This window comes from Vibrio kagoshimensis (genome assembly GCF_050337535.1).
GTDB lineage: Bacteria > Pseudomonadota > Gammaproteobacteria > Enterobacterales > Vibrionaceae > Vibrio > Vibrio gallaecicus.
On the sequence record NZ_JAKJSZ010000009.1, the window covers coordinates 43,038 to 55,620 of the forward strand.

At 40.0% G+C, this 12,583-nt stretch carries 9 protein-coding genes; 2 read left to right on the plus strand and 7 right to left on the minus strand.

What is annotated here, in order from left to right; translation table 11 throughout:
• Nucleotides 1–72 precede the first annotated feature (72 nt).
• On the plus strand, nt 73–483 hold the full coding sequence (locus tag L4C37_RS10120; RefSeq protein ID WP_137373156.1) for a VF530 family protein: 411 nt from the start codon (nt 73–75) through the stop codon (nt 481–483).
• A 182-nt stretch (nt 484–665) separates the two neighbouring features.
• On the opposite strand, the gene L4C37_RS10125 is transcribed toward L4C37_RS10120, so the two are convergent.
• The 7 genes from L4C37_RS10125 to L4C37_RS10155 form a co-directional block, all read right to left on the minus strand.
• Entirely contained in the window at nt 666–857 is a 192-nt protein-coding gene (locus L4C37_RS10125; protein WP_137373157.1) for a hypothetical protein, read from the minus strand.
• A 172-nt stretch (nt 858–1,029) separates the two neighbouring features.
• Entirely contained in the window at nt 1,030–2,181 is a 1,152-nt protein-coding gene (locus L4C37_RS10130) for an HD-GYP domain-containing protein (RefSeq protein WP_240701729.1), read from the minus strand.
• A 317-nt stretch (nt 2,182–2,498) separates the two neighbouring features.
• Nucleotides 2,499–4,238 carry a methyl-accepting chemotaxis protein gene (locus tag L4C37_RS10135; protein ID WP_429768491.1) on the minus strand — a complete coding sequence of 580 codons (1,740 nt, stop codon included), beginning with the start codon at nt 4,236–4,238 and terminating at the stop codon, nt 2,499–2,501.
• 237 nt (nt 4,239–4,475) lie between these two features.
• On the minus strand, nt 4,476–5,309 hold the full coding sequence (locus L4C37_RS10140; protein ID WP_429768492.1) for a sulfite exporter TauE/SafE family protein: 834 nt from the start codon (nt 5,307–5,309) through the stop codon (nt 4,476–4,478).
• A 172-nt stretch (nt 5,310–5,481) separates the two neighbouring features.
• Complete coding sequence (locus tag L4C37_RS10145) at nt 5,482–7,002, minus strand: tripartite tricarboxylate transporter permease (protein WP_137373160.1); 1,521 nt, start codon at nt 7,000–7,002, stop codon at nt 5,482–5,484.
• A gap of 9 nt (nt 7,003–7,011) precedes the next feature.
• Nucleotides 7,012–7,509: a tripartite tricarboxylate transporter TctB family protein gene (locus L4C37_RS10150; protein ID WP_137373161.1), complete on the minus strand. Its 498-nt coding sequence runs from the start codon at nt 7,507–7,509 to the stop codon at nt 7,012–7,014.
• A gap of 277 nt (nt 7,510–7,786) precedes the next feature.
• On the minus strand, nt 7,787–8,758 hold the full coding sequence (locus L4C37_RS10155) for a tripartite tricarboxylate transporter substrate binding protein (RefSeq protein WP_273294096.1): 972 nt from the start codon (nt 8,756–8,758) through the stop codon (nt 7,787–7,789).
• A 529-nt stretch (nt 8,759–9,287) separates the two neighbouring features.
• On the opposite strand from L4C37_RS10155, the gene L4C37_RS10160 reads away from it, so the two are divergent.
• A complete protein-coding gene (locus tag L4C37_RS10160; RefSeq protein WP_429768493.1) occupies nt 9,288–12,446 on the plus strand; it encodes an HD domain-containing phosphohydrolase in 3,159 nt (1,052 codons plus the stop codon).
• Nucleotides 12,447–12,583 lie beyond the last annotated feature (137 nt).

Here is a 12,583-nt window from a genome sequence, read left to right on the forward strand (position 1 = left end):
AGTATTATTGATGATGGCGTACCAAGAGAAATTCAGAGCCTATCTCGGTTTAGGTTGTGAAAAGGTAAAGATATGACAGAACAAGAAAGAATTGAACTTCAACAGAACAACCCTTTACACGGCTTAAAGCTTGAAACCTTGATCACTGAACTTGTGGATCATTACGGTTGGGAAATTTTAGACGCTGCAATGCGAATGAATTGCTTCAACACTAAGCCGACAGTTGCAAGCGCGGTTAAATATTTGAAGAAAACAGAATGGGCGAGAGAGAAGGTAGAGAACTTTTATCTTTATCGCTTTAAGCGTATGCCAAAAGCTTCGGATGTTGAATATCAGATGCCGCCACGTTCACGTACATTTCGACATGGCTTAGAGCCTCGTGAACCTATGGAATTAACAGTTGAGTCAATCCTAGCTTCACAAGCAAAAGCAGCTTCTGCATTTAAAGAGCGTAGAGGAAATGGTCGCAATTTCCGCCGATAGTGGGAATGGTACCTTGTTATGTATATAAAGGAGCGAGTTCGCTCCTTTATTGTTTCTAGAAGAAACGTCTATAGCTTCAATCATTCACTAAAAGACTAAAGCATGAAGTTCCCTCAACAGCTAAAATCCACACTACCTATAATAGAGCGCCTAATATTTTCAGAGTGTGACTAATAGACAAATCAAGCTTGGCTATCTTTCAAGCGCTTTTTCCAGAGATCAACGCCATAAATAATGGCACTGACAATAAGAAACATTGCGGATACAAAAAATAACGCTGGCATTTTGAGTATCCAAGCAAAGGTTGCAGCAAGAAAGGCGACAAATGAAATGAGCCGACTTGATGACATGATATGACCGAGTTTTTTATTCATAATGCCCCCTGATTTATACTTTTTTCAACATGTCTATTATTGCATTGTTGATTGAAAATTAAGCTAAATTAATATCAAAAAAGATGATTTAGTGAGCTATTTCATAAAGTTTGAGTGCTTAACTTCTAGGCAATATACATTATGAGGTGCACCATAAGGTATATAGTGTCGGTTAGAAAACTGGCGAACAAAGCTCTTCTCCTGAATCAGAAAGTTGCTGACGAATATTCATGAAAGATTCAAAATTGTCTCGCAGCGCTGCTACACAGTCAGGGTCGAAAATTAAACCATCCTGAGCTTCAATATATTCCATCACCTGTGAAACAGACCATGCATGCTTATAAGTTCTTTTGCTGAGCAGGGCATCAAACACATCAGCTAAAGTAACAATCCGAGCTTCTAATGGAATACTGTCTTTATTTAAGCCATCGGGTAAGCCTTTCCCGTCAAATCGTTCATGGTGATGACGAATGATATTTTTTATAAATTGAACTTCTTCTACAGTAATCGAGTGGTTATCCGATAGGCTCACCACATCATTGATAATTTCTTCACCATAAAGCGTATGGTTGTTCATAATTTTACGATCTTCATCAGTAAATTTTTTGGTACTGAAAAGGACATGATCAGGAATACGATATTTCCCGATGTCATGGAAGGGCGCATACAAGCGAATTCGGTGTATAAATTGGTGGGTAATATCTTGTTTAGTATCTGACAAAATACGCGCTAGTAACTCGCTGTATCTTCCCATTCTGGTTAAGTGCTCTTTTGTTTCGGGGTCACGTGAGTGCCCCATATTAAGTGCAACCGCTAACGAAGACCTAAAATGTTTTTGGCTTTCATATTGTTGAATCAATAGGTTTGTTATTAATTGGGTAAAGAAAGCAATGTCACGTTGAGCATTCTGTTGATTAAAAAAACACAAGTTAGACGCATTAATAAAAACAAAACCAAGGTGAATACCACGATAATATATTGGTGCTGTATAACTACTTTGATGCCCAATTTCAATTAAATGAATAAGCCGTTTGGTCGGTGTTACGGAAGTGAGGTCATCGATAACTCTGACTTTATGGTTTGTGTATATTTGGAAGAGCGCTGAGCGAGAAGTAATTTCTTGTTCACTGTAGTCATGCTTTCCGGTTGGACAGAGTTTATCTGCAATGAAGTAATTAGATGCTTTATTATCTTCAGAAAGTACGACTGAAAAGCGTGACAAGCTAGGGTAATAAGAGCGTGCGAGATCAAATAATTCACTGAATATAAGTGGAATGTCTTTGTCTTGAGCCGCAAGTTTACTGAGCGTGGGGTAGTCAAACATGTCGCAAGCCAACCTTTATTTATTGTTATTTGTCTGTTTTTATTTGGAATGTTTGTATCTCAAAAGTAAGAATAAGTAAGATATCAACCATGTTACTTAAATGTAACCATAAAGTGTTATAACTTCCTATAGCATCACTTTTATTGTGGTTATTGCAGGGTGTTTTCAGCAGATATGTTAACTGAGTCTTTATGCGGTAGGTTGCTTAATAAAAAACGCCATCAATGACTGATGGCGTTGAAAAGCTGAGTAATGAGTTAGAAGCTCGAATGTTTTATATCAAGTTCAAGCTTACGGTGATAACTGAAAGCCTGTTTCTATTGGACTTTAAAGCGACCGACAACATCTGATAGGTTGCTTGACGTAGCTCTAAGTTCGTCACTCACAGAAGTGGTTTCACTCGCATTGGAATTAAGCCTTTGAATCATCTCTTGAATCGCAGCCATGTTTCGCGTTACTTCACTTGTTACCTGGCTTTGTTGTTCTGCTGCCGTTGCCATTAGTGTATTGAGATCATTAATTTCAACAACAGATCCCGTGACGATATTAAGTGAAGACATTACTTGGTTTGTTTTTTCTGCCGTTTGCTCACAACTTGCATGGGTAGTCGCCATTTCAGAAACTACGTTATCTGTCGTTTTGTGAAGCTTCGCCAGCATCTCATTTATTTGGGAAGTACTTTGTTGAGTTCTAGCCGCTAATGCTCTTACTTCATCAGCTACTACCGCAAACCCTCTACCTTGTTCACCAGCACGAGCGGCTTCAATAGCAGCATTTAATGCCAGTAGGTTAGTTTGCTCGGCAATATCACCAATCACTTGTAAAACACTATTAATTTGTTTCGTATCTTCGTTCATCGTACTGATGGTGCCAGACATAGAAGCGACTTGATCCATAAGTGAGGAAACGCTTGATACGGCGTTCGTTACTGTATTTTTTGAATCGCTGGCGTTTGAGCTAGTGAGTTCAGTGAGTTTCGCTGCATCATTTGAACTTTCAGCAATAGAGCTAGCAGTTGCACTCATTTCTTCAATAGCGGCGATCGCTTGTTCAGTCTCGACAGTATGGCTATTGAGCGTGGCAACATTTGATTTTGACTGCTGGGAAAGCTGGCTTATGGCTGCATCTATTTGTGCAGAAGAGTCTAGCACTTCCATAAACATTGCCTGTAGTTTTTCAATAAATAGGTTAATGGATGTTGATATCTGCCCAATTTCATCTTGAGAAACAACGTTTAATCGTTGAGTTAGGTCACCATTACCTTGTGATAGATCGGCGACAACGGCTTTTAAATTCAATAGAGGTTTAAAAGCAATGCTTAGTAGCGCAATACTGATCGCGATAAAAATAAGACCGCAAACAATAAGGGCTAATGTGATCCTTTCATTTAGACTAGCGGTATTTTGCTCAATAAGAGTAGTGTCGATATAACCATTTAATTGCCATGTTTGTCCGTGGAACTCAACGGTGTGGTACACAGGGATAACTTGGTCACTAACCTTATTTGAATAAATGGTGATGTTGTTATCTGATATTAATTCTGCATAGCTTCCTTTTATCGAATACTGGCGAATTACATCCGCAAACTCTTGTAAATCCATAACGAAGAAATCGACAGAATCATCGATACGCTTGATAGATATAGTGAGGGTTGCAGTGTCACCTTTAAGAGATACGGGGCTCACAACAGTGTTGTCATTGTGGTTCTCTGCCAAATCAATAAAGGCTTGAGCATCGGCATCTTCCATATTGCCAGAATCATCAAAAGCATAGCCATTTACGATTTTTACGACCTGATTAAACCCAGAACGTTCTTTTGTTTCCGAAATATCCATCATGCTGAAGTTAAGGTTTTCAGCAAGGGCAACTTTACTTTGAAGTTCACCTGTCAACTTTTGCTGCATTAAGTTGATATTATGGGTGATATTTTTGGTATCAGACTGGTAAATATAACCACTGATAAAGTGGTTTACACTGAAGTATGAAACAAGAATTGTGAGGGTAATGATTGAAACGATAAGAGTGATAATCTTATTTTTAAACGATAGGTTTTTCATGACACTTTACATCCTTAAAAGTGAGCAGATTCAAAATAACCATAATGTGTAATGATTTGATTTAGTACTGTGCGTAGTTATCACGCCAGTTTATAAAAGCAGGCGTAATAGTATGCCACTCTCATTGGTTTGGTTAGATAAATGTAAAATAAAGATACAAAATCGGTGATTTATTTGAAGCTAGTGCAATCAACATCACATTGCTGATTAGTTATTAATCGCATATGCACTAGCGCTTTAGTGGCTGACGACATAGGTGGTATAAAAAAAGTAAACCGTGATAAGTATACTTACCGTGATGACAGTCTTTCTCACATACTGATCTGGAATGCCTCGCGAAATTTTCGCAGAATAGTATCCGCCAACTAATGTACCCAATAGAACGGCAACTCCCGAGCTCCAATCAATCGAGCCATTCAGTACAAATAATATAATAGCGGCGAAAGAAGCACAGGCGGAGACGAGTAGCTTAATTCCATTCATAACGGTTAGGTTGGTGTAGCCCGCTAGCGCTAAATAGCTCAATGTCACAATCCCTAAGCCTGCATTGAAATAACCGCCATAAATACAAACAACTAACAGTAGTAATCCAGAAAAGAACAGCCCAGCACGAGTCGTATTCTTACTCTGACGTGTCGCGTGTTTTAAAAGCTGATTGAGTTTTCCTCCAAACGTGAAAAGTATGGTCGCAAATAAAAGCAGCCAAGGAATAGATTGTGTGAAAACAGTCTCGGGTGTGTGTAGTAGAAGGAACGCGCCGATGGCTCCACCAATAACACTTAATATGACGGTTTGTACAAGTCGAGATTTGTCGGATTTTATTTCAGCTTTAAGCGCATAAGCGCCACTGAGGTAACCTGCACAGGATGAAAATGTATTGGTCGCATTTGCTGTTATGGGAGGGACACCCACAAACAATAGGGCTGGAAAGGTAATAAAACTTCCGCCTCCAGCTATTGAGTTAAGAACTCCACCAAAAACGCCAGCAGTGAATAATACGACCCAATCGAATATTTTTAACGAATCGAATAGCGTTAACGAGTCGGGAAGTGTTAACCAACCTAATTGCATTGAGATTCCTTTCTCTGTGGCAAGTAATTATTAGCATTCTGACCACACTATCATTATGGAGCGCTTCTGTTTAGTTCGGATATGCACTTTAGTGATAGTGGTGCTGTGAAGAAGAAAAAGCCCTAGCGAACGGGTTTGTTTGCTAGGGCTTTTAGGTATTTGAATTTAGCAATTAAGCTTCAACTGGTTTTGCTTTAAATCGCTGGAACAATTTCATTAGTACTGGGCTACTCAGAACCAATACTGCTAAAACGGTAAAGGTCATCGTAATAGGTCGTTCCCATAAAAAACTAAGTTCTCCATCAGCAATCATCAGTGCACGTCTCAAGTTTTCCTCCATCAGACCGCCTAATATGAAGCCTAAAAGCAGTGGTGCAAGAGGGAAGTTAGCAAGCCGTAAAGCAATAGCTGCCATTGCCACTATAAGCATGATGAACACGTCCATCGTGTTGAAAGAGACTAAATACACACCAGTAATCGAGAAGAACAAGATCATTGGAAGAAGTACAGTTCTTGGTACCGCTAATAGCTTAGAGATATATGGAATTAAAGGTAAGTTCAGAATCACTAATACTATGTTACCGAAGTACATGGAAATAATGACCGACCAAAAAACATCTGGGTGCTCAACGAATAGGCGAGGACCAGGCTGAATACCATAAGCGATTAATGCGCCTAACATAATAGCGGTGGTGCCAGACCCTGGAATACCTAAAGTTAGTAAAGGAACAAATGAACCACTTGATGCTGCGTTATTTGCCGACTCAGGCGCGACTAAGCCACGAATACTACCTTTACCAAACTCTTTTTGTTTATCTTTTGGTGCCAAGCTTCGTTCCATGCCATAGCTAAGGAAAGCCGCAATAGTCGCACCAGCGCCTGGTAATACTCCCGTGAAGAAGCCAAGAATGGAAGAGCGAATAGAAACGGGTGCCACTTCTTTGATTTCTTCCTTCGTGACTTTCATGCTTCCGATATCTGCCATTTTTTGGCTTTCTTCGCTGCTAGTGTCTTTTTCAGGTTTCAAAATCCCCATCAGCGTTTCACCAAGCGCAAATGTTGCCATTGCTAATAATAAGAAGCTAAAGCCATCCATTAAATCAGTCAGCCCAAAGGTAAAGCGTTCTACGCCCACACCTTTGTCGATACCAACGGTTGAAAGCATCAAACCTAAAATAGTCATCATCCATGCTTTTACTACTTGTCCTGGTCCTGCGAATGCTGCAACAGCAGATAGACCAAGTAACATAAGCGCAAAGTAGTCTGAAGATTGGAAACTTAGTGACACGCTTGCTAATGCAGGAGCAGCGATCAGAAGCATAATGGCTGAAAGTGTTCCTCCAGTGAAAGAAGAATAAGCAGCGAGGGCTAAAGCTTTACCTGCCTGTCCTTTTTGAGCCATTGGGTAACCATCGAAAGCCGTCACAACAGTTGATGAACAGCCCGGTGCATTAATCAGTATCGAAGAAGTTGAGCCGCCAAATACCGCGCCATAATAAACACCAGCCATTAAGATTAAGCCCGAAGATGGGTCAAGACCATAAGTAATTGGGATCATTAACGCTATTGCTGATATAGGACCTAGACCGGGCAGCATGCCGATGAAGGTTCCTACAAAACACCCAACGATCACCATCATGATGTTCATTGGCATTATGGCGGTAGAAAGCCCTTGTAAAATTCCGTCTAACATAATGTTTCCCTACCAAAGAGTGAAAATTAAGCCAGGCTCTAAATAAATATCTAAGCCTTGAGTTAAAAGAAGATAAAAACCGATCACAAATGGGAATGAAGCACCAAATAAAATGGGTTTGCTACGCTCACCTAACAGGTAGAAGCCGGACATTAAGAATAAGCCTGTAGAAAGTACGAACCCGATGTAAGTCAGCCCTAACCCGTAAAGAGCCATAAGAGATAAGAAACCAATGAGCAGTTTCCAGTTAAATTCAGTGACAGCGCCGCTGTCTTTGTCTTCCTGACCAGTGACTAGTAGTAAAAGTGATAATGCAATTCCGGCATAGGTCAGTAAGGTCGGCAAAGTTCGAGCCGTGAACGGTTCATATTCGTCGCCTGGAAAAAGAGGAATGAGGGTGGTTTGGTAGCCATAGCATAGGCATACAAGTAGGAATATCATTGCGCCGACGCGATCTCGACATAGCAAGTAATCCTTACTTAAAAAATTGGTTGGCGAATCCGACATATCCAACTCCGTTTGAAAGGTAAAAAAGAAATAAAAAACCGTACATAAGCGAGTTAATGAGAAAGATCGGGATCATTAACAGAAGGTAAGAAGCTTACTCATTTCAGCCATAGCCACAGGCTTACAATTATCGATATTGACAACTGTTAGGTGCAGTCAGCGATAACAAAGAGGAAAACGACTCACTAATAACAAAGGAGTTTGGGGTTGCACTCATGTACGGTGAAACTGTTTCAATCAGGGTAGGGCTGAGATTAACAGCCCTGTGAATCGGACCTTATTTTAAGAAGCCTAATTCACGCATTAAATCACCCATTTGCTGTTCTTGGTCTTCAAGGAACGCGTAGAAATCTTTATCAGCTTTGTAGTTATCGATCCAACCATTGCGGTCACGAACCACTTGCCATTCATCCGTTTGGTACATCTTATTTAGAGCTTGGTTCCACTCATCAATTTTTGCTTGGCTGGTGTTCGGTGCGGCGAAGAAGCCACGCCAGTTAGCGAAAACTGTTTCATTACCATATTCCATTAGGGTAGGAATGTTTGGTGCGGCTTCAAGTCGCTTAGGTGCCGTTACTGCCAGTACTTTTACTTGACCAGATTTAGACATTTCTAAAACCTCACCTAGACCAGTCGAAAGCAGCTGAGTTTCACCTGAAAGTAGAGCTGCCATCGCTTTGCCACCAGCATCGTATGCGATGTAGCGAACTTTTTTGGCATCAAACCCTTCGCCTTTGAATGCAGCTGCAACCACTAAATGATCCATGCTGCCACGTGCTGAACCACCAGCAATTTTTACTTTACGTGGGTTTGATTCGAACTCTTTAACTACATCTTCCCACGTGTTGTATTTAGAATCGGCAGACGCCACGATAGCGCCATAGTCAGCAATGGTTGCAGCTACAGGAGTTAGGTCTCGGAAAGATTGAGGGAATATACCAGTAAGAGATCGAACAACGATAGGTGTAGAGTTCACCATTAGCGTGTCTTCTTGACGTTTCGCCGTCTCAATAAGGTGGGCAATTGCTTTACCGCCACCACCACCAGATAAGTTTTGGAAAGAGACGTTTTCGACGATGTCAGATTTGACCAGTACATCACCAGTGCCTCGAGCCGTCATATCCCAACCACCACCAGCACCGCCGGGAATTAGGAAATGGATTTTTTCAACATCGGCAGCAAAAGAGCTAAATGAGAAGGTAGCTGCGATGATTGAAGCGGCTAGTGTAGGTTTTAGAGCCTTAAACATGATTCACGTTCCTTATGTGAGCGTATCAAATCGTTGTTTGATACTTATGCTTTTATGGTTCCTACTGAACGTTTTTAGTAAAACACTTCGTCGAGTAGATGTTCATAAAGTTAACGTGATGTTACGAGGTTGTCTTTAATGTGGTGATATTGAGAATAAAGAACATAAAGGGAATTTTGTTCATAAAGTTCACACCCTGATAGGTAACTGGTGGATGAAAGACATATAACGGAGTCGAAATAAGGCAGAGGTGTAAAGTTCAGGTGCTCAATACGTAATATTTACAAGAATGAAAATGAAAAATTTAAATGATGATCGCCGCATTTTTAAGAGAAATACACAAAATAAATGAACGGGTTTATATGACACTGTTACTATATAAAATAGGGTAAAAAATGCGGAAGGCTGAGGGAAAAACTGCATTTTATCGAATATTGTATTGAAAGGTGTTGACGCTACGACAAAAATATAGGAATAAGTACTTATAGAATTGAGTACAGTATTGTTTAAATTCAGGGATTGAATAGGAATGACAGATCGAAAGGTTTCACTACGAGTTACCGTTGGAGGGATGTTTTTACTTGCAACGATATTGACAGCTTTAGTTGCCGTGTCTTTGCAGTATTATTTTAGTAAGAAGATGGCAACGGAACATACGCTATCAAAATTAACAATGGCTTCTGAAGAACTGAGTGATTATATGGGCTCTATTGATTCAGATGCTGCGAATACCATTCGTTTACTCTCTTCAGTAAACCGCTCTATCAGCAACCAACTAACTAAGACAGAAGTAAGAACTATCTTAGTTGAAGCCATTAAAGATAACCCACTCTTCTATAGTATTTATATTGGGTCATCAAACGATAACTTTTTCCAGATCATCAACCTAGAATCCTCTCCAAGAGTTAGGGATAAAATACAGGCAACACTGGAAGATCGTTGGGTGGTGATAGACATTCAAAACCGCCCAGAAGGTAGAATTCGAAGTACTGAATTTTATGACGCTAATTTTAACTTGCGTGACCGCACTACAGAGTCAACAAACTATCTCCCGACAACTCGTCCTTGGTATATTTCGGCGAATAAAAAAGTGGTTGAAAAAACTCAACCTTATTTATTCCAACATTTACAAATTACAGGCCAAACTTACTCTTTAGCTTTCCTTTCTAAAAACAATCAAAGTAGCCAGCACGTGATTGGTATTGATATCGTTTTGTCTTCGTTATCAAATAAAATGTCAGCAGGTGCTTTAGGGCTAGAGGCAGACAGTGAAGTTGAGTCCTACCTCTACTCTAAATCAGGCCACATAATCGCGACTAACCAAGTTTCAAAAATTAAAGACGTAATTCAGGATACAGTTAGAATTGATTTGACCTCAGATCAGAAGAAAGAGATTGCTGAAACTGGTGCCGTTTTGGTCTCGAATCAAAATGATTGGGGGCCGATGGACTTTTCTGTATCAGGAAAGCCGCAAGGCTATGCTATTGATTTGTTGTCTATTATTGAAGACATGTCTGGTATTAACTTCGAGTTTGTCAACGGCTTCTCATGGGGAGAATTGGTGAATCAATTCAAAGAAGGTGAGTTAGACGCGTTACATTCCATTCAGAAATACTCGAGCAATGGTATAGAAGGTCTTTATACCGATCCTATCTTTGATTTACCTTTTTCTGTTGTGACGCATTCTAACTCCGTTTCTATTTCAAAATATGCGGATTTAGAAGGTAAAAAAGTGGCGGTCCTTTCGGGGTGGTCGATTATCAAACAGTTAAAGGAAGATTTTCCAAGTATTGAATTAGTGGAGTTCTCTAGTTTAGAAAAGGCGTTAGATTCGGTTGAAAAAGGGGAGTGTGATGCGGTACTTGATGTGAGACCTGTCCTAGCCTTTGCATTAGAAAGGTACTTCCACACTGATTTAAAAGTTAGTGAAAACCTTAAAGATTTGACCGGTCCTTATTCTACAAAGTTTTATATTGCCCTAAGACCAGAGCATTACGCTTTGATCCCTATAATTAATCGTGCGATTCGTAATATATCCGCCGAACAAATGACTGTTCTAGAAAATAAATGGTTTAAGCCGGGAATTGCGAATAAAAATACCATGGTGCCTTACAGTGAATTACACAGCATGGCAGAAACCGCGACAGTAACAGGCAAAATGATTCAAATTGAACTTGATGGCAAAATTAAGCATCTTTATTTGAAAGCAATCCCTAGAGACGACAGTCACAGTGAGTACTTTGCAGTTGTCATTCCCGAGAAAGAAATTTATGCAACTGTGACAAAAAGAGTGACAACATCCATTGGTGTCACGGTTTTTCTCATGTGTTTAACGCTACCTGTAGCTTGGGTGTTTGGTGCACCAATTGTAAGGCCGATCAAGCATTTGCGAATGGAAACTGGGAAAATAAAAAAACGTGATTATGACAATGTCGAGCTTGTTGACACACGTATCAAAGAAATCTGGGAACTCTCTACTGCTATTCAAGATATGTCGGCGGAATTAAAACAGCATGAACAGACGCAAGAAGAATTTGTAGAGGCATTTATCAAGCTGATCGCTCAAGCCATCGATGACAAATCCCCATATACAGCAGGGCATTGTAATCGAGTCCCGGAGCTTGGAATGATGTTGGCGGAAGCTGCCGAGAAGTCTAATTTTGGTTCATTCAAAGACTTTAACTTTACGAATGATGAGGAAAGAAGAGAGTTCCGAATTGCGGCTTGGTTACATGATTGCGGGAAGATTACCACTCCAGAACATATTGTCGACAAAGGCACTAAATTGGAAGCTAACTATAACCGTATTCACGAGGTGAGAACGCGGTTCGAAGTACTTTGGCGTGATGCAGAAATCAAGGCATTGAAAGACTTACTTGAAGGGACTGCGAGTAAAGAGCAAATTGAATCTGATCTAAAACTGGCCCATCAACAGTTGACTCAAGATTATGAATTCATCGCAACTTCCAACGTAGGAGGCGAATTCATGAGCGATGATAAAGTCGATAAAATTAAGGAAATTGCGGAAACTACTTGGCTAAGACATTTTGATGACAATTTAGGTTTGTCACCGATTGAAGAAATGTCACGAGGCAAATCTAAACTAGATCTCCCGGTAGAAGAAAAATTACTCTCTGATAAGCCAGAACACATTATTCATAGGACAAGACAGGTGGATCTTGACCCTAGCTTCAATATCAAAATGGAAATGCCTGAGCATCAGTATAACCAGGGTGAGGTTTACAACCTTTCGATTGCGCGAGGCACTTTAACTGCTGAAGACAGGTTTAAAATTAACGAGCACATGATCAGTACCATCAAAATGTTAGAGAACTTACCTTTTCCTAAAGAGTTAAGTCGGGTGCCTCGTTATGCTTCTACACACCACGAAACCCTCAAAGGAACTGGTTATCCACGTAAACTGACTGCTGAAGACTTATCTATACCTGAGCGAGTATTAGTCATCGCTGATATTTTTGAAGCCTTAACGGCTTCAGACAGACCTTATAAGAAAGCTAAGCCTATCAGTGTGGCTGTAGATATTATGCACAAGATGGCTTTAGATGAGCACATGGACATCGAGTTGTTCAGGTTATTTTTAACCAGCGGTACACATGTTAAATATGCTCAAATTTACTTGAAACCAGAACAAAATGACCATGTCGATATAGAAAAGTATTTGGCATAAAGCCATTGATGAAAGATTTAGAGCATGGATGCTCTGATCACTTAAATAATCCTTATGACATTATTGTCATCGATGGATTTATTATATACAGTATATAATTCTGAAATACTCAGATGCGATGATAACAATATAAACAT